Source organism: Telluria aromaticivorans (assembly GCF_013003915.1).
Taxonomy (GTDB): domain Bacteria; phylum Pseudomonadota; class Gammaproteobacteria; order Burkholderiales; family Burkholderiaceae_D; genus Telluria; species Telluria aromaticivorans.
The window spans coordinates 128785-153958 of record NZ_JABAIV010000009.1 but is presented as its reverse complement, the minus strand read 5'-3'; the positions used below and the strand labels follow the sequence as shown (position 1 = coordinate 153958).

The following is a 25174-nucleotide window of genomic DNA, read 5'->3' as shown; positions in this document are numbered from 1 at the left end:
GCGGCCGGTACTCTACCGCCGCTTCTCCGCCAGCCTGCGTAGCGCCGCCACCAGCTCCTTGTTCTGCGCGGTGTCTTCCAGCGATTCGGCCAGTTCCTCGAAGGCCTGCACCGCCGTCGGCGGCAGCTCCAGGCTGCGCATTTCCGGCTTTTGCGGCATGGCCCGCGCCACCTGCACCTTCAGCTTGACCGATTCCACCTGCCAGCCGCGCCCGAGCAGGGCGGCCTGCAGCTTTGGCGCCATCTGTTTCACCCTCGCCGCCACTGCCGAGCTCGGCACAGCCAGCACCAGCGCGCCATCCTGGAACGAGACCACGTCGGTATTGCCGGCCAGCGCAGGCAGGATCGCCGCGCAGTCCGACTGCAGGCGCGCCATGCGCATGGCGGCGGGCAGGAGGCTGGCCATGCGTTCGTTGCCACGCAGGAAGTCGGTCGCGACGATCGAGGTCTGCCGGTTCTTGGTACCGTAGATGTGCACTGGAGGATGGGGAAGGGAAGCCGATATGCCCGCAACATATCACACAAACACGCACAGGTTTGCGGCAACCGTGTACCGGGCCCGCGCAAACCCCGGATGACAGCGCTGGTCGCCATCGCACGGGGCCAAACGGCGATATTCAGTGCAATTTGATAACATCTTACTGCTCAGCAGTCTTGTTATCCTGCCCATTACCCCCAAGTGTGGCCGGATCGCATGATAAAATCAGTAGCTTTTTGCCATAGGCGGTCTTCGGCGGATGTGTTCAACCGTCCTCCCGGGCTCTTTTCGCGGCGTATTTTTTGTAGAGTTAGCATGTCATTCCTGACCCAGATTTTCGGCAGCCGTAATCAGCGTCTGCTCAAGCAATACCACAAGACCGTGCGTCAGATCAACGCGCTCGAGCCGCAGATGGAAAAGTTGTCCGACACCGAACTCCAGGCGAAGACGCCTGAATTCAAGGACCGTCTGGGCAAGGGCGAGTCGCTCGACGACATCCTGCCCGAAGCGTTTGCCGTCTGCCGCGAAGCAGCCAAGCGCGTCATGAAGATGCGCCATTTCGATGTGCAGCTGATCGGCGGCATGGTCCTGCACCAGGGCAAGATTGCCGAAATGGGCACCGGCGAGGGCAAGACCCTGATGGCGACCCTGCCGGTCTACCTGAACGCCCTGGCCGGCACCGGCGTGCACGTCATTACCGTCAACGATTACCTGGCGCAGCGCGATGCCGAATCGATGGGCCGCCTGTATGGCTGGCTGGGCCTGTCCACCGGCGTGAACCTGTCGCAGTTAGATCACGACAGCAAGCAGACCGCCTACGCCTCGGACATCACCTACGGCACCAACAACGAATTCGGTTTCGACTACCTGCGCGACAACATGGTCTACGAGGCGCGCGAACGCGTGCAGCGCAGCCTGAACTTCGCCGTGGTCGATGAAGTCGACTCGATCCTGATCGACGAAGCGCGTACCCCGCTGATCATCTCCGGCCAGGCCGAGAACCACACCGACCTGTATCACCGTCTGAACGACCTGCCGCCGCTATTGACCTTGCAGGTCGGCGAAGAAACCCCGGACGGCAAGGGCCAGGTCGAAGTCCCGGGCGACTATATCAAGGACGAAAAAGCGCACACCGTGCTGCTGACCGAAGCCGGCCACGAAAAGGCCGAAGGCATCCTGACCCAGTGGGGCCTGCTGCCGGAAGGCGCCTCGCTGTATGACGCCGCCAACATCACCCTGATCCACCACCTGTACGCGGCGCTGCGCGCCCACGTCCTGTATCACAAGGACCAGCACTACGTGGTGCAGAACAACGAAGTGGTGATCGTCGACGAATTCACCGGCCGCCTGATGACCGGCCGCCGCTGGTCGGATGGCCTGCACCAGGCCGTCGAAGCCAAGGAAGGCGTGCGCATCCAGAACGAGAACCAGACCCTGGCCTCGATCACCTTCCAGAATTACTTCCGTATGTATAACAAGCTGTCCGGCATGACCGGTACGGCCGACACCGAAGCCTACGAATTCCAGGAAATCTACGGCCTCGAGACCGTGGTCGTCCCGCCGAACAAGCCGTCGGCCCGCAAGGACCGCCAGGACCAGGTCTACAAGTCGGCCGAGGAAAAGTACAACGCGATGCTGATCGACATCCGCGACTGCTACGAGCGCGGCCAGCCGGTGCTGGTGGGCACCACCTCGATCGAGAACTCGGAACTGCTGTCCGGCATCCTGAACAAGGCCAGCCTGCCGCACAACGTCCTGAACGCGAAGCAGCACGCGCGTGAAGCGGAAATCATCGCGCAGGCGGGCCGTCCGAAGATGATCACCATCGCCACCAACATGGCGGGCCGCGGTACCGACATCGTCCTGGGCGGCATGGTCGAGAAGCAGATCCAGCTGATCGAAGCGAACGACGCGCTGGCGGATGCCGACAAGGCAGCCCAGTCGCAGACCCTGCGCGACGAATGGCAGTCGCTGCACGACCACGTGGTGAACGCCGGCGGCCTGCACATCATCGGTACCGAGCGCCACGAATCGCGCCGGGTCGACAACCAGCTGCGCGGCCGTTCTGGACGCCAGGGCGATCCGGGTTCCTCCCGCTTCTACCTGTGCCTGGACGATCCGCTGCTGCGCATCTTCGCGGGCGACCGCGTGCGTTCGATCATGGAGCGCCTGAAGATGCCGGAAGGCGAACCGATCGAGGCGGGCATCGTGACCCGTTCGATCGAGACCGCCCAGCGCAAGGTCGAGGCACGCAACTTCGACATCCGCAAGCAGCTGCTCGAATACGACGACGTCGCCAACGACCAGCGCAAGGTGATCTACACCCAGCGTAACGAGCTGCTCGAATCGACCGAGATGACCGACCTGATCGTCTCGCTGCGCAATGGCGTGTTCACCGATGTGGTGCGCGGCTTCGTGCCGGCCGAGTCGGTGGAAGAGCAGTGGGACATCAAGGCGCTGGAATCGACCCTGGCCGCCGAGTGGAACCTGGTGGTGCCGCTGGAGCAGATGCTCAAGGACGAACCGAACCTGAACGACGACGACGTCCTCGATCGCGTGCTCAAGGCCGCCGAGCAGTCCTACGACGCCAAGGTCGGCGTGGTGGGCAAGGAATCCTTCGGCGGCTTCGAGCGCAATGTCATGCTGCAGAGCGTCGACACCCACTGGCGCGAGCACCTGGCGGCGCTGGACCACCTGCGCCAGGGTATCCACCTGCGCGGCTATGCCCAGAAGAACCCGAAGCAGGAATACAAGCGCGAAGCCTTCGAGCTGTTCAGCAGCATGCTGGACCAGATCAAGAACGAAGTGATCCGCACCGTGATGACGGTCCGCATCCAGAGCCGCGAAGAAGTCGATGCAGTCGAAGCCGCAATGGCGGCCCAGGCAGCGCAGCTGGAAAACATCAACTACCAGCACGCCGACTTCAACCCGTCGGCGGCGCCGGAAGAGCTGTTTAACCCGAACCCGATGGGCGCGGGCGCAGAGCCGGTGTCACCGGAAGACCACAACACCTATATGGGCGTGAAGGTCGGCCGCAACGACCCTTGCCCTTGCGGCAGCGGGAAGAAGTTCAAGCAGTGCCACGGGAAGCTGGCTTGATTGCTGGGTGAATGTTAACGGAAAACGGCCGGGGAAACCCGGCCGTTTTTTTATGTTAGTGGCGATGCTTGGAACTTAGGTCCCGGCCAGCGGCGGGACGACGTTGATCTAAGCTGTCGGAATGTCGAGCGGCGCGATTTCCACGTCACCCTCAAAACCGTCATTCGCGCCACTGGCGGCAATGACTCCCGGCGCAGGCGTAGATGATGCCACTGGCATCATCTACTCCAAGTTTATATGCGTACACCTAGCGTCAACGAATACCGCGAACGCCCAACTTACGCCTTCACCAGCTCCGGCTGCATCCCACCCGGCTCCGCACCCGCATAACGGAACACCGCCAGGTCGTCGGCGCGAATCGCCGGCTTCTTGCCGCTCACCAGGTCGGCAATCACGCTGGCCGAACCGCAGGCCATGGTCCAGCCCAGGGTGCCGTGGCCGGTGTTCAGGAACAGGTTGCGCAGCGGCGTGGCGCCGACGACAGGGGTGCTGTCCGGGGTCATCGCGCGCAGGCCGGTCCAGAAGGCGGCCTGGCTGGTGTCGCCGGCGCCCGGGAACAGGTCGTTGACGACCATCTCGAGCGTCTCGCGGCGCGCCGGGTTCAGGTAGTTGCTGTAGCCGGCGATTTCAGCCATGCCGCCGACGCGGATGCGGTCTTCGAAACGGGTGACCGCGATCTTGTAGGTCTCGTCCAGGATGGTCGATTCCGGCGCGCGGCTGGCGTCCGTGATCGGCACCGTGATCGAATAGCCCTTCAGCGGATAGACCGGCACATTGAAGAACTCCTTGAGCAGCAGGCGCGAATAGCTGCCGAGCGCCAGCACGTAGCGGTCGGCCGTCATCACGCCCTTGTCGGTGCGTACGCCGTTGATCTGGTCGCCGCTGGTGAGCAGTTGCTTGACGCCGGTGTCGAATTCAAAACGCACGCCGAGGTCGCGCGCCATCGCGGTCAGGCGGGTGGTGAACAGCTGGCAGTCGCCGGTTTCGTCGTTCGGCAGGCGCAGGCCGCCGACCAGGGTGCCATGATTGCCCAGGGCCGGTTCGGCCTTGCCCAGCTCACGGCCGGCCAGCAGTTCGTATTCGACGCCGGCCTGCTTCAGGATCTCGATGTCCTTGGCCGCGCTGTCGAATTGCTGCTGGGTGCGGAACAGCTGCACGGTGCCCTTGTCGCGGCCTTCGTACTCGATGCCGGTCTCGCGGCGCAGTTCGCGGATGCAGTCGCGGCTGAATTCGGCCAGGCGCACCATGCGCTCCTTGTTGACCGCATACCGGTCGGCCGTGCAGTTGCGGACCATCTGCCACATCCACTGCAGCTGGAACAGCGAACCGTCAGGGCGGATCGCCAGCGGCGCATGGCGCTGGAACAGCCATTTCGCGGCCTTGAGCGGGATGCCCGGCGCCGCCCAGGGCGACGCATAGCCCGGCGAAATCTGGCCGGCATTGGCGAAACTCGTCTCCATGGCAGGGCCGGGTTGACGGTCGATGACGGTGACGTCGTGGCCAGCCTTGGCCAGATAGTATGCGGTGGTCACGCCCACCACGCCGCTGCCGAGTACGAGAACGCGCATGTTGTCCCTGATTCCTGAAAAGGAGAAGTAAAAAAGCCGGATTTAGAAAAGATTGCCATCCTACCGCGGGTAGTGGAATAATTGATCCTGTTATTACACCGGTTTTCAGTGAAAAATCATGCGCATCCAAAAGAATTCCCACCGCGTCCTCGACAAGATCGACCTGCACATCCTGTCCATCCTGCAGGACGACGCCCGGATCGTCATGAAAGACCTGGCCGAGCAGGTGGGGCTGTCGCTGACGCCCTGCATCGAGCGGGTCAAGCGGATGGAGCGCGACGGCGTGATCGCCGGCTACCACGCGCGGGTCAACCCGCAGGCGATGGGGCTGCAGATCCTGGTCTTCGTCGAGATCACCCTGCACCAGAAATCCGAAAAGGCTTTTGATCGCTTCCGCCGCGCCATGCTGGGCATTCCCGAGGTGATGGAATGCCATCTGGTGTCGGGCGACTTCGATTATTTGATCAAGGCGCGCATCCCGGAAATGTCGGAATACCGCCGGCTGCTGGGCGAGATCCTGCACGTGGCCGACGCGGGCCAGTCGAAGAGCTATGTGGTGATGGAAGAGCTGAAGGAAACGCTGGCGCTGTCGATCCCGCGCTGAAGGGAAGGGCATGCGCGCCCGCGATCAGGTCCGGCGCGCATGCGTGAAAAGAACGGCTTACCAGGCCATCTTGTTCCAGGTATCGTCGCCGACGATGCCGTCGGCGCTCAGCCCCTTCGAGGTCTGGTAGTTTCGCACCGCCGTCGCGGTGGCCGGGCCGAAGGCGCCATCCACCGTGATGCCCGCACCGCTTTCATTGAGCTGGCTTTGCACCGCGCGCACCTTGGCGCCGGAGTCGCCCTGCTGGGTGAGCACGACCAGCGCCGGCCAGGTGGCGTTGCCGACCACGCCGTCCGAACCCAGGCCATGCGAGGACTGGAAGTTCTTCACCGCGGTCTGGGTGGCGGTGTCGAAGCTGGCGTTGACGGTGAGCGAATACCCCCATTGCTGCAGCAGGTACTGGATCGTGCGTACGCGCTCGCCCGTGTTCCCGTACTGGACCAGCGGCCAGGTGGCGGGCGTGCTGCCACCGCCGGTGCTGCCCGCGACCAGCGACTTGTAGCGCGGCCAGTCCCAGCCCGAACCCGGGTCGGTGTGGCTCTGGCTGGCGAAGTTGACATGGCCCTTGACGTTGAACAGCGAGTCCGAGGGCACCGCATTCCACCCGCTGGCGCCGTCATACACTTTCTGCGCCAGGCTGCGCGAAGCCAGGATGTCGCGCGTGAGCGCCGCCGAGGCGGTGTACATCGCGGTGGTGTACCAGGCCGACGGGTTGGCGACATAGCCTTCGTGCTCGATGCCGACGGTGTAGCCGTTCGAGTTCCCGACGTGCCAGGCCTTGGCCGACTCGTTCACCATCTGGGTCACCTGGCCGTCCGACGAGCGGATCACATAGTGCGCGCTGACGCCGGCGCTGCAGTTCTGGAACCACGAGATCGACCCCGCGTAGGAACCCTGGGTGGTGTGCACGGTGACGTGGCTGATGGCGGCGGTGCGGGCCGAATAGTTACAGCTGGCGGCCGGGTTCCAGATCGCCGGCGGGTAGTCGGTGGAGGCGAGCGCCGGCTGCACCGAGGCCAGGATGCACAGGCTGGCGAGTAGTTTGGCAAACGAGGTGCCGAACGCGCTGCGGAAGATGTTTTTCATGAATGATGTCTCCGTATGCTGCTTTATTTTTTATTCGGGGTATCAAGGAAATCCGGCGCCGAAATCTTCGGATCGGGCGTGCCGGTTTCGACCGTGATGCGGCGCGCGGACAGCTTTTTCAGCTTGTCCTTGCCGTAGGCCTTTTCCATCTCGACGTGCTTCTGGTCGATCTCGAACTTGTCGCTGCGGCGGCCCTGGCGGATCGCGGTGAGGACTTCGTAGCTGTAGATCTGCGCGATCTCGGGCTGGGGAATGCCGCTGTAGCGGGCCACGGCGCCTTCCCAGTCTTCGATCGGGAAGGCCTTGTTCTTGCGCGCGCCGTGCTGGGCCAGCAGGGCGGCGGCGGCGCGGATGTTGGTGCGGGTGTCGGATGCTGCTTGCTCAGGCGTGACGCGCAGCAGCGCCGCACCCTGGACCAGCGACTGGCCGAAATGGGCGTCGTTGCGCAGGCCCATGATGCCGTAGCTGATCGGCATGCCGTGGTGCGACTCGACTTCGACCTCGGGATCGCCGTTTTTCTTGAGCCTGCCCTTGGGGACGTGCGGGTGCCAGCGCGTTTCCGCATAGGCGATCGATTGCAGCAGCTCGACCGGCACGTTGAATTCGTTCGAGGCGTCCTTGAAATACTGCTTGTACTGCTTGGCCGAGACGGTCAGCTCGGCCGGTTTGCCATCGGCGAATGCCAGCGGCGATCCAGCCAGTCCGGCACAGAGCGCGACCAGCAGCCGCACCTTTACGGTATGTTTCATTCTTGTCTCCAGTCTTATCGATATGCCCCGGCAAACGGCCGGGGAGGGTGCTCCGGAGCGGCGAAATCGGAAGCCGTTTCCGTGCCTGACGAGTATATGCACATTCAGCAATAAGAAACGCTAAGCATTTGATTAAAAACAATATTTTGGTAGAAATGAATCGTGCGCAAGGTGCCACTGAAAGTCGGTACATAAGTCCGAATTAAGGGTCCTTAAATGGCGGTTATTGATTCATGCAATACGCATAAGTGGACGCGGAAAAATGCTGTCCCGGCCGCCGTGGGCTGGCTAACCCGCCCATGGCGCTGCTGGCGTTACAATATCGAATTCACCATTCTTCGAACATGAGATCGCCATGGCCGTCAATTCCCCCCTGCCAGTCGCAGCCGACCTGAAACCCGTCGCCGGTATCGAGATCGGCTTTGCCCAAGCCGGCATCAAGAAGCCCAACCGCAAGGACCTGCTCGTGATGAAGCTGGTCGAAGGCGCGACCGTCGCCGGCGTCTTCACCAAGAACCGCTTCTGCGCTGCGCCGGTCCAGGTGTGCAAGGCCAACCTCGACGCCGTCAAGGGCGGCGGCAAGCCGATCCGCGCGCTGGTGGTCAACACCGGCAACGCCAACGCCGGCACCGGCGAATCGGGCCTGGCCAATGCGCAGGCGACCTGCGCCGAAGTAGCCAGGCTGCTCGGCATCGATGCGCAGCAGGTGCTGCCATTCTCCACTGGCGTGATCCTCGAGCCGCTGCCGCTGCCGAAGATCGTCGCGGGCCTGCCGGCCGCAGTGGCCAGCCTGACGCCGGACAACTGGTTCAACGCCGCCGAGGCGATCATGACCACCGATACCCAGCCGAAGGCCGCATCGAGCACCGTGACCATCGGCGGCCATGCCGTGACCATGACCGGCATCAGCAAGGGCGCCGGCATGATCAAGCCGAACATGGCGACCATGCTCGGCTACCTGGCGATCGACGCCCGCGTGGCGCAGCCGGTGCTCGACCAGCTGGTGAAGCATGCGGCCGACCATTCGTTCAACAGCATTACCATCGACGGCGACACCTCGACCAACGACTCCTTCATCATCGTGGCCACCGGCGCCGGCTCCCTGTCGGTCGATGCCGCCACGGGCTTCGAGTACGAAGCGCTGAAGGATGCCGTAACAAGCATCTCGCGCAACCTGGCGCAGCAAATCATCCGCGACGGCGAAGGTGCGACCAAGTTCATGACCATCACGGTGGAAGGGGGCCGCGACGTCGAGGAATGCCGCAAGATCGCCTATTCGATCGCCCACTCGCCGCTGGTGAAGACCGCCTTCTTCGCGTCGGACCCGAACCTGGGCCGCATCCTGGCCGCGGTCGGCTATGCCGGCGTGGACGACCTCGACGTGACCAGGCTCGACATGTACCTGGACGACGTGTGGGTGGCCAAGAACGGCGGTCGCAACCCGGACTACAAGGAAGAAGACGGCCAGCGCGTCATGAAGCAGTCCGAGATCACCGTGCGCGTGACGCTTGGACGTGGCGAGGCCGCGGCCACGGTCTGGACCTGCGATTTGTCGCACGACTACGTGTCGATCAACGCCGACTATCGTTCGTAACCGGTACACGATGACGCCACTGGAGCAATTCCTGCACCGCGCCGAAGCCCTGCTGGCGCGGGTGGAAGCGGTGCTGCCCCCCGCCGTGCCGCGCGAGCCGGACTGGAAGCGCAGCTTCGCCTTCCGCTGGCGCAAGCGTGCCAGCGGCGGCGGCAAATTCCTGCAGCCGGTGCTGCACGCCTCAAGCATCCGGCTGGAAGACCTGCATCACGTCGATGCGCAAAAGCGCCAGATCGAGCAGAACACCCGCCAGTTCGTCCTGCGCCGCCCGGCCAACAACGTGCTGCTGACCGGCGCACGCGGCACCGGCAAGTCCTCGCTGATCAAGGCCTGCCTGAACGGCTTTGCAAGCGAAGGCCTGCGCCTGATCGAAGTGGACAAGTCCGACCTGGCCGACCTGCCCGACATCGTCGACCTGGTGGCGGGACGCCCGGAGCGCTTCGTGGTCTTCTGCGACGATTTGTCGTTCGAAGAAGGGGAGGCGGGCTACAAGGCATTGAAAGTGGCGCTGGATGGCAGCATTGCGGCGCAGTCGGACAATGTGCTGATCTACGCGACCTCGAACCGGCGCCACCTGATGCCCGAGAAGCAATCGGACAACGCCGGCTACCGCCATGGCGAGGACGGCGACCTGCACCCGGGCGAAACCGTGGAAGAACGCATCTCGCTGTCGGAGCGCTTCGGCCTGTGGCTGTCCTTTTATCCGTTCCGGCAGGACGACTATCTCGGCATCGCCGCGCACTGGCTGGCCAGCTTCGGCTGCACGCCCCAGCAGATCGAGGCCGCGCGGCCGGAGGCGCTGCAATGGGCCCTGCAGCGCGGCTCGCGTTCGGGCCGCGTGGCCTGGCAGTTTGCGAAGGACTATGCCGGCCGCTTGCCGGAAAATGGAAACAATGAGTAAAGCAGAAGCAAAACCGGTCGACGTCGCGGTCGGCATCCTGATGCGTCCCAACGGCGACGTGCTGCTGGGCCAGCGGCCCGAAGGCAAGCCTTATGCCGGCTACTGGGAATTCCCGGGCGGGAAAGTGGAGCAGGGCGAAGACATCTTCCACGCCCTGCAGCGCGAATTCGTCGAAGAACTGGGCGTGCAGGTGTTAGAGGGCGAGCCATGGTGCTGCGTCGAACACGTGTACGAGCATGCCCACGTGCGCCTGTATTTCTACATCTGCCGCGCGTGGGAAGGCGAGCCGCAAAGCCTGGAAGGGCAAGCCTTTGCCTGGCAGGGCGCCTACAGCGTCAGTCCGCTCTTGCCGGCGACGATACCGCTACTGGAATGGCTGGACAAGCTGCGCTTCGCGTAGCGATACGCCAGCCTGATCGAGGTTTCGCGAGATCGAATGATTGTTGAACGCGCGGGCGTTCGTAATTCCGGGCAATGCCCTAATGCCGATCACTTAAGAGCCGCCGGTTACTCGTAGGGTGGGCAATTCGTAAATCAGGGCATTGCCCTGATTTACCTTGCCCACGCGTTCAAACTACGGTGCTGCAGCCCGTGCGCCGGCTCATATTGCAACTATCACCGCGTGGGGTAATCTGGTCCGGTGGACCAGATTACAAGCCGCCCACCCTACGGTTCTCACTAATTGACTGGCATTAGGGCATTGCCTGAAATTACCCCGCCCGCGCGTTCAATTCAGGCCTGAACGGACGCTATCACTCGTCGGCCAGCGGATCGTCCTGGTTTTCGTTCGGCGCCGCGCCGGGGATCGTGTATTTTTCCTCGGCCCAGGCGCCCAGGTCGATCTGCTTGCAACGATCGGAGCAGAACGGACGGAATTTATTGGCCGGGATCCATTCGACCTTCTTGCCGCAGGTCGGGCACGCAACAACAGTCATACCATTACCAATCAAGAATCAGAAATTACAGAGGGTCAGCTCGAAGGCCACGTCTTCTTCCAGCGCCTTCGGCTTGCAGTCGCCGTCCTGGCTGGTGAAGCGCACCCACAACATGTATTTATTGGCCGAGATCTCGGGGATCGCGCCCAGGGTTTCGTCGATCGACAGGCGCAGCATCTGGTACACCTTGCCCTGCAGCATCTGCTGGTAGCTGCCGCCGGTGGCCACCATGGGGACCGGGCCGCCGGAGTCGCGCAGCAGGCGCAATACCAGGGCCAGCGCCTCGAACAGCGGCGCCAGCGGCGCGAACCACTTCATGATGTCGGCATGGCGCTGCGCGGTAGGGCGCTGTTGCCAAGCATGGTAAGAGGGCAGGTCGAATTCGGAGGCGCCGCCCGGGATGATGGTGCGTCCGCGGATGCTCATCAGCCATTCATTATCGCGCACGTTCTGGCCGGTCTTGCCCTGCGCCCCGACCAGGGCGCTGCTGACGCTGTCGAGTTCGGCCAGCACGGCGTCGAGCGCCTCGGCGGCCACGTTCGGGTTGCTCCGGTAGCTCAGCAGGCTTTGCTTCTGGCGTTCGAGTTCCTGCAACAGGTCGGATTTCAGGTCGGCGCGGCCGGCCACTTCCAGCATGTCGAATATCGTGGCGAGCGCCACGTGATGCTGCATCGGATGCTCTTGCTGCACAAAGAACTTGAATTTCTCGTACAAATCTTCCAGCCGCAACAACGTGCGAATCCGCTCGTTGAAAGGATATTCGTAGACGATCAAAGTAACATTCCCCTGAATGTGGGCTGGAGAGCAACCCCGTGATTCTGAACCATGCCGCGCAAAATTACAAATAGCGCATTGACTTGTTGAGTTTTCATTTTCCCCGGGCCCTGGCCAGGGTCAGGTAGCGGGCGTGCAAGGCGTCCACCTGGGGGCCTAGCTGCTCCAGTCCATCGTCGTTGACGATGATGTCGTCGGCCGCCGCCCGGCGCTGCTCGCGCGTAACCTGGGCGGCCATGATGGCACGCACCTGGGCTTCCGAAAGACTGTTGCGGGCCATGACGCGCGCCACCTGCACCTGTTCCGGACAATCGATCGCCAGCACCCGTGTGACGCGCTCGCGCCAGGTGCCGGATTCGATCAGCAGCGGCACCACGAAGATGGTGTAGTGGCCGGTGGCGATGGCCGCCGCCGCGGCGGTGGCGTCGCGGATGCGCGGGTGCAGGATGGCTTCCAGGCGCGCGCGCGCGCTGGCATCCGAAAACACCAGGGCGCGCATCTTCGCGCGGTCGAGGGCGCCGTCAGGGGTAGCGAAATCGTCGCCGAACTCCGCCAGCAGGGCCGGCATCGCGGCGCCGTGCGGCGCGCTCAAGGCATGCGCGATCGCATCGGTGTCGATGACCGACGCTCCCAACGCGGCGAACATGTCGGCCACGGTGGTCTTGCCGCAGCCGATGCCGCCGGTGAGGCCGACCGAGAACGCGCGCGCGGTGTCCATGTCAGCCGGCGACCACGGCCTGGATCTGTTCGCTGATACGGCTGCCGTAGAGCAGGGCGATCAGGCCGGCCGCCGCCAGGTAGGGGCCGAAGGGGATCGGCTTGTCGCGGCCGCGCTTGGCGAACACGATCAGGCTGATGCCCACCACCGCGCCCACCACCGAGGACAGCAGGATGACGGTCGGCAGCATGGCCCAGCCCAGCCAGGCGCCAAGGGCTGCCAGCAGCTTGAAGTCGCCGTAGCCCATGCCTTCCTTGCCGGTGGCGAGCTTGAACAGCCAGTACACCGCCCACAGGACGAGATAGCCGGCGGCGGCGCCGATGACCGCGTCTTGCAGCGGCACGAAGGTGCCATGCAGGTTCACCAGCAGGCCGGCCCACAGCAGCGGATAGGTGAGGTCGTCCGGCAGCAGCTGGGTATCCACGTCGATGAAGGTCATGGCCACCAGCAGGTAGAGGAACAGCAGCGTGGCCAGGCCCGCCATGCCGCTGCCGAAGGTCCAGACCAGCAGGCCGGACAGTACACCGGTGAGCAGTTCGATGGCCGGGTAGCGCGGCGAGATCGGCGCCTTGCATTTGCTGCACTTGCCGCGTAGCGCCAGCCAGCTGATGACCGGGATGTTTTCCAGCGCCGTGATCTGGTGGCCGCAATGCGGGCAGGCCGAGCGTGGCACCATCAGGTTGTAGCGGCCGGTATGGGGCAGTTCCTTGCCGCTTTCCTGGGCCACGTAATTGTCGGACTCGCGCTGCATCATCTTCGGGATCCGGTGGATCACCACGTTCAGGAAACTGCCAATGAGCAGCCCGAACAGGACAGCCACCAGGGTGGCGGCCAGGGTGGCTGGGGCGGCAAACAGGAAGGATTCCACGGGCATGGCGGCAAGGTCCGATCAACAAGGTACGAAAAGATTCTTTACATCAACCTATTGTAGAGGTTTCCCTGCGATTTGGCGAAGCCTGTGAAGCGGCCGTGAAGCGTGCCGTGAAGCGCGCTGCCATTGGCGCCCGATTGTGGGGGATCATGGGTGAATCGCGGCGCGCGGCTACGCTGGACTTTCCCGCTACTCCCGGTGCCTGCGATGCCACGCGCAAACTTTACTTTCATCAACCATGCCTGTTTCATGATGCGGACCGACGGCGCCCTGCTGGTGTCCGATCCCTGGCTCGACGGCGCCGTGCTCGACGGCGCATGGGACCTCGTGGACAGCTCGACCAGCAGCGCGGGCATGATCGAGGAGCTCGGCGCCGCCGGCGTGCCGGTCTATATATGGTGTTCGCGCGCCCAACCCGACCGCTTCTCGCTGCCTTTCCTGAAGCGCTTCCGCGCCGAGTTCCGCGGCATCGCCACCTTCCTCTACCGGCCCGGGCGCGACATGCGCATCGGCGACGAACTGCGGCGCCACCGGCTGCCGGTGGCCGAATGCCCGGACGGCGTCACCGTGAGGCTGGCCGGCGACCTGCGCCTGACCGCGATCGCCAATGGCGACGGCGATACCGCCTGCCTGGTCGGCTGCGCCGGGCGCAACATCCTGAACCTCGGCGACCGCGCGCTCGCCACTGCAGCGAGCTGCCAGGCCATTGCGCCCCGCATCGCCCAGCTCGCCCCGCGCATCGACCTGCTGCTCACCGGCTTCGGCAGCATGGGCTGGTGCGGCAACCCAGAGGGCTACGCCGAACGCGAAGCGGCGGCAGCTGCGGCGGTCGAGCGCCTGGCCGTGCAGGTCGAACGGTTCCGGCCGAAACTGGTCGTCCCGGTGGCCTCGTTCGCGCGCTTCGCCCGCGCCGACAATGCCTGGCTCAATGGCGGCAGGCTGTCGCCGGCCGAGCTGCTGGAGACGCCGCGCCTGGACGGCGTGCGCGGCGTGCTGCGCTTCCTGGTGCCCGGCACCAGCATCGACCTGCAGCGCGATACGCCGGTTTCGCTGGCGCCGGCGCACCACCTGGCGCTCGCCCACTGGGCCGATTGCTGGCGCAAGCGACCGGCCCCGCTGCCGGGGCCACCGCAAGCCTCGCTGGGCGAGCTCAAAGCCGCGTTTACCCGCTACTGCGAACGCGTCACGGCGGCGACCCACCTGCTGCCGCGGGTGCTGGAAACCGTGGGCCTGCTCAAGCCGCTCCGGGTGCATCTGCCCGATTTGCGCCAGAACGTCGAGCTGTCCTACCGCCATGGCCTGCGCATGCTGCCGCGCGTGCAGGGGGCAGGCAGCGGACCGAACAGTGGGCAAAGCGGCGGGGCGCATGTGGCCATGTTCTCGGGCACGGCGCTGCAGCTGCTGCGCCTCGAGGATGGCTTCGATACCGTGTATGCGGGGGGATGCTTCTGGACGCTGCGGCGCGGCGGCCTGTCGGCCTTCGGGCGCTTCTTCCTGCCGCAGCGCATGGGCCGGCGCGGCGCCGACCGCCACCGGCCGCTGGCGATGGGCAGCTTCCTGCTGCGCGCGCTGGTGGGACGGATGGCGCGGCAGCTGCAGGCGGTGCTGCACTAGCTACCTCGTAAACAACATGCGCGACACCCTACACGGTCTGTAGAGGGGAGGAGCAAACCCGCATTCTTTACGACCCGTTTACACCTCTTGCCTTGAAATTTAGAAAATCTTTACGGCCTGCTTGATACGCTTCTCCGCATCGATCACTTACGACGACGGAGCTGCGATGAAATCAATTTCTTCTCTTTTTGCCCGTGCACGCTGCTTGCCTATGGAGGCTGGGCAGTCCGGACAGGCCTGCATCATCCGCATGACGGTCGATGCGGCATCGGTTACTAACTTGCGCCAGTTGGCAATGCGTGTATGCGGTGATGCGCTGGAATTCATGCGCATTGCCATGTGCGGTGGGAGCGCGCGGATCCAGGTCTGGATGTGCGTGCGGCGGCCCGTCGCGGCGCTGCTGCGGGAAGCGGTTGCGCGCCAGATGCCGGACGCCAGGCTCGGCCAGGCCGGTGGCCTGCCGGGAGTACGCCTGTGATTGTCACCATTGCCAGTACCCAGGGCCAGTCGCTCGCGAGCCGGCTCGCCGCCAACCTGGCCGTGCTGCGCGCCCGCAGCGGCCGCAAGATCTGCCTGATCGACGCCGATCCGCGCAGCAGCGCCTATGGCTGGAGCTGCGAGCGCAGCGCAGCCGGGCAGGGACCGTCGGTGCCGGCGCGCAAGCTGGCGGGACGGCTCTTGCCACACGAAATCGAGAGCCTGGCCAGTGCCTACAGTGATTTCCTGATCAATACCGGCGAGCGCGACACGCAGGAATCGCGCTCGGCGCTGATCGCCGCGCGCATGGTCATCGTCCCGGTCGAGACCGGGCAGGCCAATCTCGAGTCGCAGTATGCCTTGATTGCCCGGCTTAACTTCGCCCGCATGTCCAATCCATGCTTGAAGGTGCTGTTTGTCGTCGTGGCCGGAAGCAAGCCGCCGACCGGGCCGGAACTGGCTACGGTGCGCCGGTATGTCGCGCACGTGATGTCGGCAAGCCTGGCAGCAACCATGATCCACGACCCCCGCTCCCATGAATACGGTTCGGGCCGCTGTGTATGCGATGCCGAAACCTGCGATCCCGATGCTGCGGCAGAGATGCACGCACTGTACCGGGAAATCTATCCGCACTAAGCACCCGGTTTGTTGTTCTTTTTTACTACGTACCATAGAGAGATTTACCATGAAAACGACCATCCTCGCCGCAACCTTGATCACCACCTTCGCTGCCGGCAACGCGCTTGCCGACGAGGCCAAGGCGGCGACCGAGCTGAGCTTCAACGCCGCAGTCACCAGCGACTACCGCTACCGCGGCATCTCCCAGACCCGGCTCCAGCCCGCGCTGCAGGGCGGCGCCGACGTCGTGCACACCGCCTCCGGGTTGTATGCAGGCGCCTGGGCATCGACCATCAAATGGACGGAGGACGCCGGCGGCGACGGCTCCGTCGAACTCGACCTGTATGCCGGCAAGCGCGGCGAGCTCTTGCCTGGCCTGGGCTATGACGTCGGCGTGCTGACCTATGTCTACCCTTCGAATGGACTGAAGAAGGTTCCCGGCTTTACCACCGCCAACACGACCGAGCTGTACGCCCAGTTGTCGTACGGCCCGGCCCTGGTGAAATACTCGCACGCCGTGACCGACCTGTTCGGCTTCGTCGACAGCAAGAACAGCGGTTACCTCGACCTGGCCGCCAACCTCGCGGCCGGCGAAGGCACGGTGGTCAACCTGCATGCCGGACGCCAGCGTGTCGCCCACAATTCGGCGGCCAGCTATACCGATTGGAAAATCGGCGTCACGCGCGACTTCGGCATCGTCACCGGCGCGCTCGCCTACATCGGCACCAATGCCGGCAAGACGGCCTATGCGTCGCCGGCGAATGGCAAGTTCCTGGGCAAGTCGGCGCTGGTGCTCACCATCAGCAAGACCTTCTGATTTTTACGGTTTGTTTACGGAAGGGGCACGAGTCTTTACACCATTTTTAGGCGGCCGGCGCTACGCTGGCCACCTGAAACCAGAACTGCAAAGAGGGATGATATGGATGCAATCTACATCGGGGCGTTGGTGCTGCTTTTCGCACTGACATGGGCGTTTGCGCAGGGTTGCGCCAAGCTGGGAGAAAAATAATGGAAATCTGGCACATTGGCGCACTCGTCGCTGCGGGGCTACTGGTCTACCTGGTCCGCGCCTTGCTGAAAGCGGAGGAACTGTGATGACCATGCAATCCCTGGCGCTGCTTGGTGCCTTCCTCGCGGTGCTGTTCGTCCTTGCCTGGCCGCTCGGCAAGATCCTGGCCCGTGTGGGCGACGGCGGCGCGGTGCCCGGCCTGAACTGGCTGGCGCCCGTCGAGCGCCTGCTCTACCGCGCGGGCGGCGTTGCGCCTGAACAGGACATGGGCTGGAAGGCCTACGCCATCGCGCTGCTGGTCTTCAATGGCATTGGCGCCCTGTTCGTGTTCGCGCTCCAGCGCATGCAGGCATGGCTACCGCTCAACCCCCAGTCCTTGGGCAATGTCAGCCCGGATTCGTCGTTCAATACCGCCGTCAGTTTCGTCGCCAACACCAACTGGCAAGGCTACAGCGGCGAACAGACCATGAGCTACCTGACCCAGATGCTGGCCCTGACCGGCCAGAATTTCCTGTCGGCCGCCACCGGCATGGCCGTGGTCTATGCCCTGATCCGCGGATTCACCTCGCGCTCGGGCGGCAGCATCGGCAACTTCTGGGTCGACCTGACCCGCTCGACGCTGTACGTGCTGCTGCCCCTGTCCCTGCTGCTCTCCGTCTTCCTGATGGGCCAGGGCGTGATCCAGAACTTCGCTCCCTACCAGGAAGTCCAGCTGATCGATCCGGTCCCCTATTCGGCGCCCGCCACCGGCGCCGACGGCCAGCCGCTCAAGGATGCGCAAGGACAAGCCGTCATGCAAAACCTGAGCGCAGGCACCCAGACCATCGCGATGGGCCCGGTGGCCTCGCAGGAAGCGATCAAGATGCTCGGCACCAACGGCGGCGGCTTCTTCAATGCCAATTCGGCCCATCCTTTCGAGAATCCGACCCCGCTGTCGAACTTCGCGCAGATGCTGGCGATCTTCCTGATTCCGGCCGGCCTGTGCTTCGCCTTCGGCCACCTGGTCGGCGACCGGCGCCAGGGCTACGCCGTGCTGGCGGCCATGAGCCTGATCTTCGTCGCCGCCACCCTGGTGGTGATGGGCGCCGAGCAGGCCGCCCATCCGCAGCTGGCGGCGCTCGGCGTCGACCAGGGCGCCAGCGCCATGCAGGCAGGCGGCAACATGGAAGGCAAGGAAACCCGCTTCGGCATTGCGGCATCGAGCCTGTTCGCCGCCGTCACCACGGCGGCCTCGTGCGGCGCCGTGAACGCCATGCACGATTCGTTCTCGCCGCTGGGCGGCGCGGTACCGATGCTCCTGATGCAGCTCGGCGAGGTGGTCTTCGGCGGTGTCGGTTCGGGCCTGTACGGCATGCTGGTGTTCGCGATCCTGGCCGTCTTCATCGCCGGCCTCATGATCGGCCGCACCCCGGAATACCTGGGCAAGAAGATCCAGAGCCATGAAATGAAGATGAGCTCGATCGCCATCCTGGTCACCCCGGTGCTGGTGCTGGGCGGCACCGCGGTTGCGGTCATGCTCGACGTCGGCCGGGCCGGCATCGCCAACCCCGGCGCCCACGGCTTCTCGGAAATCCTGTACGCCTTCAGCTCCGCCGCCAACAACAACGGCAGCGCCTTTGCCGGACTGTCCGCCAACACGCCTTTCTACAATACGATGCTGGCCATCGCGATGTGGTTCGGACGCTTCGCCGTGATCGTCCCGGTGCTGGCCATTGCCGGCGCGCTCGCCGCCAAGCCGCGCCTCGCGGCCAATCCCGGCACCATGCCGACCCACGGTCCGGTCTTCGTCTTCCTGCTGGTTGGCGTGGTCCTGCTCGTTGGCGTGCTGAACTATGTTCCCGCCCTGGCCCTGGGCCCGGTGGTCGAACACCTCCAGCTGTATTCGAAGTAATTCGCAAGTCACTATCATGGATTCGGAGTTCACGATGTCCCAAGCAAAAACGCTGCCCCCGGTAGCGAAGTCACGCGCGCCGCTGACCCTGTTCGACGCCAGCCTGGTCTGGCCCGCGATGGCCGATGCGTTCGTTAAGCTCGATCCTCGCACCCAGGCCCGCAGCCCGGTGATGTTCGTGGTCTACGTCGGCAGCATCCTGACCACGCTGATGTATTTCCAGTCGCTCGGCGACCCTGCCGCGGCCGACAGCGGCTTCATCCTGGCCGTCTCGGTCTGGCTGTGGTTCACCGTCCTGTTCGCCAACTTTGCCGAAGCACTGGCGGAGGGACGCAGCAAAGCCCAGGCCGCATCGCTGCGCGGCCTGAAGCAGACCGTCATGGCCAAGAAACTGGACACGCCAAAACACGGCACGGGCTGGCTGCCGGTGCCCGGCGCCGACCTGCGCAAGGGCCACACCATCCTGGTCGAAGCGGGCGACGTGATCCCGATCGACGGTGAAGTCATCGAAGGCGTGGCCTCGGTCGACGAGAGCGCCATCACGGGCGAATCGGCGCCCGTCATCCGCGAGTCCGGCGGCGACTTCTCGGCCGTGACCGGCGGCACCCGCGTGCTGTCCGACTGGCTGGTGGTGCGCGTGGCGGTCAATCCGGGCGAAACCTTCCTCGACCGCATGATCTCGATGGTCGAAGGCGCCAAGCGCCAGAAGACGCCCAACGAGATCGCGCTGACCATCCTGCTGGTCGCACTCACCATCGTGTTCCTGGTCGTGACCGTGAGCCTGCTGCCGTTCTCGATGTTCGGCGTGGCCGCGGCCGGCGCCGGCAAGCCGGTCAGCGTCACCGTGCTGATCGCCCTGCTGGTGTGCCTGATCCCGACCACCATCGGCGCCCTGCTGTCCTCGATCGGGGTGGCAGGCATGAGCCGGATGATGGGCGCGAACGTCATCGCCACCTCCGGCCGCGCGGTCGAGGCGGCCGGTGACGTCGATGTGCTGCTGCTCGACAAGACCGGCACCATCACCCTCGGCAACCGCCAGGCCGCCGGCTTTTTCCCGGCCCCCGGCGTGACCGAGCAGCAGCTGGCCGATGTCGCGCAGCTGGCCTCGCTGGCCGACGAGACGCCGGAAGGCCGTTCAATTGTGGTGCTGGCCAAGCAGCGCTTCAACATCCGCGAACGCGACATGGGCACGCTCAAGGCCGTCTTCATCCCCTTCAGCGCCAACACGCGCATGAGCGGCGTCGACATCGGCGAGCGCCAGGTGCGCAAGGGCGCCGCCGATTCCGTGCGCAAGCATGTGGAAGCGCTGGGCCTGCCGTATCCGGCCGAGATGGCGCGCCTGGTCGACGACGTGTCGCGCCGCGGCAGCACGCCGCTGGCGGTGGTGGACGCCGGCCGCGTCATGGGCGTGGTCGAGCTTAAGGATATCGTCAAGGGCGGCATCAAGGAGCGTTTCGCCGAGCTGCGCCGGATGGGCATCAAGACCGTCATGATCACCGGCGACAACAAGCTCACCGCCGCCGCGATCGCGGCCGAGGCCGGCGTCGACGACTTCCTGGCCGAAGCCACGCCCGAGGACAAGCTCAAGCTGATCCGCGACTACCAGTCGCAGGGCAGGCTGGTCGCCATGACCGGCGACGGCACCAACGATGCGCCGGCCCTGGCCCAGGCCGACGTGGCCGTGGCCATGAATTCCGGCACCCAGGCCGCCAAGGAGGCCGGCAACATGGTCGACCTCGATTCGAACCCGACCAAGCTGCTCGAGATCGTCGAGATCGGCAAGCAGATGCTGATGACGCGCGGCTCGCTGACGACCTTCTCGATCGCCAACGACATCGCGAAATACTTCGCCATCATCCCGGCCGCCTTCGTCGGCACCTACCCGCAGCTCAAGGCGCTCGATGTCATGAACCTGAGCAGCCCGGATTCGGCCATCATGTCGGCCGTGATCTTCAACGCCCTGATCATCATCGTGCTGATCCCGCTGGCGCTCAAGGGCGTGCGCTACCGCGCGATCGGCGCCGCGGCGCTGCTGCGCAGGAACATCCTGATCTATGGCGTCGGCGGCATCGTCCTGCCTTTCATCGGCATCAAGCTGATCGACATGCTGTTGTCGGCCCTGAACCTCGTATAAAGAAGGAAACCTCATGAAATCCACACTGCGTCCCGCCCTGGTCCTGTTCGGCGCGCTCACGCTGATCGTCGGCATCCTGTATCCGCTGGCAGTGACCGGCATCGGCAAGCTGGCCTTCGCCGACCAGGCCGCGGGCAGCCTGGTGACGCGCAACGGCCAGATGGTCGGATCAAGGCTGATCGGCCAGTCCTTCACCTCGCCCGGCTACTTCTGGGGCCGGCCGTCGGCCACCGGGCCGATGCCCAACAACGCCTCCGGCAGTTCCGGTTCCAACCAGGGCCCGCTGAACCCGGCACTGACCGGCGCCGTCGAGGGCCGCCTGGCCGCCCTGCGCGAAGCCGACCCCGGCAACACCTCCCCGGTGCCGGTCGACCTGGTGACGGCCTCGGCGAGCGGGCTCGATCCCGAGATCAGCCTGGCCGCGGCACACTACCAGGCCGGCCGGGTCGCGGCGGTCCGCAAGATCGCACGCAGCCGGGTCGAGGCGCTGATTTCGGAGCATACTGTCGGGCAATCCCTCGGCTTCTTCGGTGAAGCCCGGGTCAATGTCCTCGCGCTGAACCTGGCACTCGACGCCGAGCCGGTGCGCTGACACCCACAGGAGAAACCTGCCGATGTTCGCAAGCGAAAGCCAGCGCCCGGATCCGGATGCGCTACTGGCCCAGGTCCAGGACCAGGAGCGCAAGGAGGCGCGCGGGCGCCTGCGTATCTATTTCGGGGCATCGGCCGGCGTGGGCAAGACCTACGCCATGCTGGCCGCGGCGCGCAAGCTGCAGGCCGACGGACGCCCGCCCCTGGTCGGGGTGGTGGAAACCCATGGCCGCGCCGAGACCGGCGCCATGCTGGACACGCTGGAATTACTGCCGCCGAAAACCCTGAGCTATCGCGGCAAGTCGCTCGGCGAGTTCGACCTCGACGCGGCGCTGGCGCGGCATCCCGGGCTGGTCCTGGTGGACGAACTGGCGCACTCGAATGCGCCCGGCTCGCGCCACCCGAAACGCTGGCAGGACGTCGAGGAGCTGCTCGACGCCGGCATCGACGTCTACACCACCATGAACGTCCAGCACCTGGAAAGCCTGAACGACGTGGTTGGCGGCATTACCGGCATCCGGGTGGCGGAAACCGTGCCCGACACCGTGTTCGACGCCGCCGACGAAGTGGTGCTGGTGGACCTGCCGGCCGACGAGCTGCTGGCGCGCCTGAAGGGCGGCAAGGTTTACCAGGCGCCGCAGGCCGAGCGCGCCACCCGTAATTTTTTCCGCAAGGGCAACCTGATCGCCCTGCGCGAACTGGCGCTGCGGCGCACCGCCGACCGGGTCGAAGACGACGTGCGCGCCTACCGCGTGGAAAAGTCGATCGATACAGTCTGGAAGACCGCCGGCGCCCTGCTGGCCTGCATCGGCCCCCGGCCCGGCAACGAGCACGTCGTGCGCAGCACTGCGCGCCTGGCCGGGCAGCTGGGTGTCGACTGGCACGCAGTGTACGTGGAAACGCCCGAACTCCAGCGCCTTCCCGCCCCGCAGCGGGAACGCATACTGCTGACGCTCAAGCTGGCCAAGGACCTGGGCGCCAGCACGGCGATCCTGGCCGGCGCCGATATCGGCGCCGCCATCGTGGACTATGCACGCGAGCACAACCTGTCGAAAGTCGTGATGGCGCGCGGCCACCGCACCTGGCCGTGGCGCACCTCGCATATGCGGCGCATCGCGGCGCTGGCGCCGGATATCGACCTGGTCGAGATCGGCGATGCCGCGTACCGCCCGGCGCCCGTTGCCCCTGGCGCTCCGGTGGCCCAGGCTGCCGCCAGAGGCAGGCGAACATGGATGGCGTACGCGATTGCCGCGGCCAGCAGCCTGGCGACGGCGCTGCTGGCAACGCCCTTGCTCCCCTACCTGGACCTGGCAAACATCGCGATGCTGTTCCTGCTGGTCGTGGTCCTGGTTGCCGTGCGCCTGGGGCGCGGCGCTTCGGTAGTGGCCACCTGCGTGGGCGTTGCCTGCTTCGACTTCTTTTTTGTCCCACCGCGCTTTTCGTTTGCCGTGTCCGACCTGCAGTACCTGGTCACCTTCGGGGTGATGCTGGCGGTCGGCCTCATTACCGGCCACCTGACGGCTGGCCTGCGCTTCCAGGCCCATGTGGCGGCGCACCGTGAACGCCGTTCGCGTGCGCTCTACGAATTCGCCAGGGAACTGTCAGGCGCGCTGCAAACCGAGCAGATCTTCGACACGACGCGGGACTTTATCCAGCGCACTTTCCGCGCCAAAGCCATCCTGCTGGTGCCCGGCCCGGACGACAAGCTGCAGGCGCCGGCGCAGCCCGAGGGCGCTGGAACGGCAGACCTGGGCATTGCCCAATGGGCCTATGACCATGCCGAAAGCGCTGGCCTCGGCACCGACACCCTGCCTGCAAGCCCCTATTTCTACCTGCCGCTGGTGGCACCGATGCGCACCCGCGGCGTGCTGGCCATCGAGCCCGAGCAGCAGCGCTGGATCCTGGTCCCCGAACAGCGCGAACAGCTCGACACCTTCGCCGCCCTCGCCGCGATTGCGCTCGAGCGCGTACATTACATCGAGGTTGCGCAAAGCGCCCTGGTCAGCATGGAAACTGAACGCTTGCGCAATTCCTTGCTGGCGGCGCTGTCGCACGACTTGCGCACGCCACTCACCTTGTTGGTGGGATTATCCGAATCCCTGACCCGCTCGAAGCCCTTGCTTCCTCCTTCACAACTCGAGCTGGCGCAGGGCCTGCACAACGAGGCCTTGCGCATGAGCGCCCTGGTAGCAAACCTGTTGGACATGGCGCGCCTGCAAAGCGGCGAAATCAAGCTAAAACTCGAATGGCAGGCACTGGAAGAGGTGGTGGGCACGGCCTTGCGCTTGACCGGGCCACTGCTGGACAAGCACGTGGTCACGACCAGCATCCCACCGGATTTTCCGCTGGTGCGCTTCGACGCCATCTTGCTCGAGCGCGTGCTGTGCAACCTGCTGGAGAATGCAGCCAAATATACGGCGCCGGGAGCGCGGATTGACATCTCGGCTGCCCTGCATGGCGCAAGCGCCGTCTTGACGGTCGCCGACGATGGTCCAGGCATCGCACCTGGCCGCGAGGAAGAGATGTTCGAGAAATTCACCCGCGGCGAGCGTGAGTCCGTCAGGAGCGGTGTCGGACTCGGCCTGGCGATCTGCCGGACCATCGTCGAGGCGCACGGTGGCATGATCCGTTATGTCAGGTCGACCCTTGGCGGTGCTGCATTCGTCATCACGCTGCCATTGGGACAACCGCCTTCTACCCAAGATGTTGAAATGGAATCAGGGAATCCATGATGAGAGAGAGCGCGCCGCTTGCCTTGCTGGTTGAAGACGAGCCACAGATTCGCCGCTTCGTACGTGCGGCGCTGGAAGAAGAAGGGTGGCATGTGCATGAAGCGGCAACGGTCCAGCGCGGCCTGAGCGACGCCGGGACACGCGCGCCCGACCTGGTCATCCTCGACCTGGGCCTGCCCGATGGCGACGGTATCGGCTTCATCAACGACCTGCGGAAATGGTCGAGTGTCCCGGTGATCGTTCTTTCGGCCCGGACAGCGGAGACGGACAAGATCAGGGCACTCGATGCCGGGGCGGACGACTACCTGACCAAACCCTTCAGCGTCGGCGAGCTGCAAGCCCGCGTGAGGGCAACGCTGAGGCGCCAGCGACAGCCGGCGACGGGCGATGCGGAGGCGGTTCGGTTCGGCGACGTGACGGTCGACCTCAAGGACCGGCGCGTCCTCAAGGGCGGCAAGGGAGTGCACCTCACGCCGACTGAGTACCGGTTATTGGCTGTCATGGTCGCGAATGCGGGTCGGGTGGTGACGAACCCCCAGTTGCTGCGATCCGTCTGGGGACCCTCGCACATCGAAGACGGGCATTACCTACGCATTTACATGGGCCACCTGCGTCACAAACTGGAAGACGACCCGGCCCAGCCGCAGTACTTGCTGACGGAAACCGGCGTTGGTTACCGGCTGTTGACCGGAACCGCGTGAGCGCCTTTTTCCGCCCAGTGTCCGCATGCAC

At 64.8% G+C, this 25174-nt stretch carries 23 protein-coding genes; 15 read left to right on the top strand and 8 right to left on the bottom strand.

Annotated features, from left to right (window positions below):
• Positions 1–12: 12 nt before the first annotated feature.
• Entirely contained in the window at positions 13–477 is a 465-nt protein-coding gene (locus HGB41_RS20660) for a DciA family protein (RefSeq protein WP_371868562.1), read from the bottom strand.
• Positions 478–792: 315 nt separating this feature from the next.
• Between HGB41_RS20660 and secA the strand changes: the two genes are divergently transcribed.
• Entirely contained in the window at positions 793–3576 is a 2784-nt protein-coding gene (gene secA / locus HGB41_RS20655; protein ID WP_171088001.1) for a preprotein translocase subunit SecA, read from the top strand.
• A gap of 278 nt (positions 3577–3854) precedes the next feature.
• Here secA and HGB41_RS20650 read toward each other — a convergent pair whose 3' ends face one another.
• Positions 3855–5144: a D-amino acid dehydrogenase gene (locus HGB41_RS20650; protein ID WP_171087992.1), complete on the bottom strand. Its 1290-nt coding sequence runs from the start codon at positions 5142–5144 to the stop codon at positions 3855–3857.
• A gap of 118 nt (positions 5145–5262) precedes the next feature.
• On the opposite strand from HGB41_RS20650, the gene HGB41_RS20645 reads away from it, so the two are divergent.
• Positions 5263–5748 carry an Lrp/AsnC ligand binding domain-containing protein gene (locus HGB41_RS20645; protein ID WP_171087991.1) on the top strand — a complete coding sequence of 162 codons (486 nt, stop codon included), beginning with the start codon at positions 5263–5265 and terminating at the stop codon, positions 5746–5748.
• A gap of 57 nt (positions 5749–5805) precedes the next feature.
• On the opposite strand, the gene HGB41_RS20640 is transcribed toward HGB41_RS20645, so the two are convergent.
• Entirely contained in the window at positions 5806–6834 is a 1029-nt protein-coding gene (locus tag HGB41_RS20640; RefSeq protein ID WP_171087989.1) for a peptidoglycan recognition protein family protein, read from the bottom strand.
• Between the two features lie 23 nt (positions 6835–6857).
• On the bottom strand, positions 6858–7583 hold the full coding sequence (locus HGB41_RS20635; RefSeq protein WP_171087986.1) for a transglycosylase SLT domain-containing protein: 726 nt from the start codon (positions 7581–7583) through the stop codon (positions 6858–6860).
• Between the two features lie 355 nt (positions 7584–7938).
• Between HGB41_RS20635 and argJ the strand changes: the two genes are divergently transcribed.
• Genes argJ through HGB41_RS20620 form a run of 3 tightly spaced genes read left to right on the top strand, consistent with a single transcriptional unit; the run spans position 7939 to position 10478 of the window.
• Positions 7939–9177 (top strand): bifunctional glutamate N-acetyltransferase/amino-acid acetyltransferase ArgJ, encoded by a 1239-nt coding sequence (gene argJ, locus HGB41_RS20630; RefSeq protein ID WP_171087984.1) that lies wholly within the window; start codon positions 7939–7941, stop codon positions 9175–9177.
• A 10-nt stretch (positions 9178–9187) separates the two neighbouring features.
• On the top strand, positions 9188–10078 hold the full coding sequence (locus HGB41_RS20625) for an ATP-binding protein (RefSeq protein WP_171087982.1): 891 nt from the start codon (positions 9188–9190) through the stop codon (positions 10076–10078).
• Positions 10071–10478 (top strand): NUDIX domain-containing protein, encoded by a 408-nt coding sequence (locus tag HGB41_RS20620; RefSeq protein WP_171087979.1) that lies wholly within the window; start codon positions 10071–10073, stop codon positions 10476–10478. Before HGB41_RS20625 ends, HGB41_RS20620 begins: the two co-directional genes overlap by 8 nt.
• 352 nt (positions 10479–10830) lie before the next feature.
• Here the strand turns inward: HGB41_RS20620 and yacG are convergent, their stop codons facing one another.
• The 4 genes from yacG to HGB41_RS20600 all read right to left on the bottom strand — a co-directional run bounded on the left by yacG (position 10831) and on the right by HGB41_RS20600 (position 13379).
• Complete coding sequence (yacG, locus tag HGB41_RS20615; RefSeq protein ID WP_171087976.1) at positions 10831–11013, bottom strand: DNA gyrase inhibitor YacG; 183 nt, start codon at positions 11011–11013, stop codon at positions 10831–10833.
• An 18-nt stretch (positions 11014–11031) separates the two neighbouring features.
• Complete coding sequence (gene zapD, locus HGB41_RS20610) at positions 11032–11787, bottom strand: cell division protein ZapD (protein WP_171087974.1); 756 nt, start codon at positions 11785–11787, stop codon at positions 11032–11034.
• A 94-nt stretch (positions 11788–11881) separates the two neighbouring features.
• On the bottom strand, positions 11882–12505 hold the full coding sequence (gene coaE / locus HGB41_RS20605) for a dephospho-CoA kinase (protein ID WP_171087973.1): 624 nt from the start codon (positions 12503–12505) through the stop codon (positions 11882–11884).
• 1 nt (position 12506) lies between these two features.
• The gene (locus HGB41_RS20600; RefSeq protein ID WP_171087972.1) at positions 12507–13379 is read right to left on the bottom strand and encodes a prepilin peptidase; all 873 of its coding nucleotides are present in this window, start codon (positions 13377–13379) and stop codon (positions 12507–12509) included.
• Between the two features lie 204 nt (positions 13380–13583).
• Between HGB41_RS20600 and HGB41_RS20595 the strand changes: the two genes are divergently transcribed.
• From HGB41_RS20595 to kdpE, 10 genes are all read left to right on the top strand, one after another.
• Positions 13584–14990: a hypothetical protein gene (locus tag HGB41_RS20595; RefSeq protein WP_171087971.1), complete on the top strand. Its 1407-nt coding sequence runs from the start codon at positions 13584–13586 to the stop codon at positions 14988–14990.
• A gap of 166 nt (positions 14991–15156) precedes the next feature.
• Positions 15157–15468, top strand: a complete 312-nt coding sequence (locus HGB41_RS20590) for a hypothetical protein (RefSeq protein ID WP_171087970.1) — start codon at positions 15157–15159, stop codon at positions 15466–15468.
• Positions 15465–16103, top strand: coding sequence for a hypothetical protein (locus tag HGB41_RS20585; RefSeq protein ID WP_171087969.1), 639 nt, complete (start codon positions 15465–15467; stop codon positions 16101–16103). Before HGB41_RS20590 ends, HGB41_RS20585 begins: the two co-directional genes overlap by 4 nt.
• A gap of 49 nt (positions 16104–16152) precedes the next feature.
• Complete coding sequence (locus tag HGB41_RS20580; protein ID WP_171087968.1) at positions 16153–16902, top strand: TorF family putative porin; 750 nt, start codon at positions 16153–16155, stop codon at positions 16900–16902.
• A gap of 149 nt (positions 16903–17051) precedes the next feature.
• The gene (kdpF, locus tag HGB41_RS23995) at positions 17052–17180 is read left to right on the top strand and encodes a K(+)-transporting ATPase subunit F (RefSeq protein WP_212761042.1); all 129 of its coding nucleotides are present in this window, start codon (positions 17052–17054) and stop codon (positions 17178–17180) included.
• A complete protein-coding gene (gene kdpA / locus HGB41_RS20570; RefSeq protein ID WP_171087967.1) occupies positions 17180–18985 on the top strand; it encodes a potassium-transporting ATPase subunit KdpA in 1806 nt (601 codons plus the stop codon). The genes kdpF and kdpA overlap by 1 nt, the downstream gene beginning before the upstream one ends.
• A 34-nt stretch (positions 18986–19019) precedes the next feature.
• Positions 19020–21119, top strand: coding sequence for a potassium-transporting ATPase subunit KdpB (gene kdpB / locus HGB41_RS20565; protein WP_171087966.1), 2100 nt, complete (start codon positions 19020–19022; stop codon positions 21117–21119).
• Between the two features lie 13 nt (positions 21120–21132).
• Positions 21133–21711 carry a potassium-transporting ATPase subunit KdpC gene (gene kdpC / locus HGB41_RS20560; RefSeq protein WP_171087964.1) on the top strand — a complete coding sequence of 193 codons (579 nt, stop codon included), beginning with the start codon at positions 21133–21135 and terminating at the stop codon, positions 21709–21711.
• Between the two features lie 22 nt (positions 21712–21733).
• Positions 21734–24442: a two-component system sensor histidine kinase KdpD gene (gene kdpD, locus HGB41_RS20555; RefSeq protein WP_171087961.1), complete on the top strand. Its 2709-nt coding sequence runs from the start codon at positions 21734–21736 to the stop codon at positions 24440–24442.
• Positions 24442–25143, top strand: coding sequence for a two-component system response regulator KdpE (gene kdpE, locus HGB41_RS20550; protein WP_171088055.1), 702 nt, complete (start codon positions 24442–24444; stop codon positions 25141–25143). Before kdpD ends, kdpE begins: the two co-directional genes overlap by 1 nt.
• Positions 25144–25174 lie beyond the last annotated feature (31 nt).

Excerpts from the sequence above, each read along its gene's own strand:
- secA (WP_171088001.1), top strand. The coding sequence starts at position 793 with ATGTCATTCCTGACCCAGATTTTCGGCAGCCGTAATCAGCGTCTGCTC.
- HGB41_RS20620 (WP_171087979.1), top strand. The coding sequence starts at position 10,071 with ATGAGTAAAGCAGAAGCAAAACCGGTCGACGTCGCGGTCGGCATCCTG.
- HGB41_RS20625 (WP_171087982.1), top strand. The coding sequence starts at position 9,188 with ATGACGCCACTGGAGCAATTCCTGCACCGCGCCGAAGCCCTGCTGGCG.
- HGB41_RS20650 (WP_171087992.1), bottom strand. The coding sequence starts at position 5,144 with ATGCGCGTTCTCGTACTCGGCAGCGGCGTGGTGGGCGTGACCACCGCA.
- kdpD (WP_171087961.1), top strand. The coding sequence starts at position 21,734 with ATGTTCGCAAGCGAAAGCCAGCGCCCGGATCCGGATGCGCTACTGGCC.
- HGB41_RS20645 (WP_171087991.1), top strand. The coding sequence starts at position 5,263 with ATGCGCATCCAAAAGAATTCCCACCGCGTCCTCGACAAGATCGACCTG.
- HGB41_RS20640 (WP_171087989.1), bottom strand. The coding sequence starts at position 6,834 with ATGAAAAACATCTTCCGCAGCGCGTTCGGCACCTCGTTTGCCAAACTA.
- HGB41_RS20590 (WP_171087970.1), top strand. The coding sequence starts at position 15,157 with ATGAAATCAATTTCTTCTCTTTTTGCCCGTGCACGCTGCTTGCCTATG.
- kdpB (WP_171087966.1), top strand. The coding sequence starts at position 19,020 with ATGTCCCAAGCAAAAACGCTGCCCCCGGTAGCGAAGTCACGCGCGCCG.
- HGB41_RS20635 (WP_171087986.1), bottom strand. The coding sequence starts at position 7,583 with ATGAAACATACCGTAAAGGTGCGGCTGCTGGTCGCGCTCTGTGCCGGA.
- kdpC (WP_171087964.1), top strand. The coding sequence starts at position 21,133 with ATGAAATCCACACTGCGTCCCGCCCTGGTCCTGTTCGGCGCGCTCACG.
- kdpA (WP_171087967.1), top strand. The coding sequence starts at position 17,180 with ATGACCATGCAATCCCTGGCGCTGCTTGGTGCCTTCCTCGCGGTGCTG.
- HGB41_RS20600 (WP_171087972.1), bottom strand. The coding sequence starts at position 13,379 with ATGCCCGTGGAATCCTTCCTGTTTGCCGCCCCAGCCACCCTGGCCGCC.
- HGB41_RS20580 (WP_171087968.1), top strand. The coding sequence starts at position 16,153 with ATGAAAACGACCATCCTCGCCGCAACCTTGATCACCACCTTCGCTGCC.
- kdpF (WP_212761042.1), top strand. The coding sequence starts at position 17,052 with ATGGGCGTTTGCGCAGGGTTGCGCCAAGCTGGGAGAAAAATAATGGAA.
- argJ (WP_171087984.1), top strand. The coding sequence starts at position 7,939 with ATGGCCGTCAATTCCCCCCTGCCAGTCGCAGCCGACCTGAAACCCGTC.
- yacG (WP_171087976.1), bottom strand. The coding sequence starts at position 11,013 with ATGACTGTTGTTGCGTGCCCGACCTGCGGCAAGAAGGTCGAATGGATC.
- HGB41_RS20595 (WP_171087971.1), top strand. The coding sequence starts at position 13,584 with ATGCCACGCGCAAACTTTACTTTCATCAACCATGCCTGTTTCATGATG.
- kdpE (WP_171088055.1), top strand. The coding sequence starts at position 24,442 with ATGAGAGAGAGCGCGCCGCTTGCCTTGCTGGTTGAAGACGAGCCACAG.
- coaE (WP_171087973.1), bottom strand. The coding sequence starts at position 12,505 with ATGGACACCGCGCGCGCGTTCTCGGTCGGCCTCACCGGCGGCATCGGC.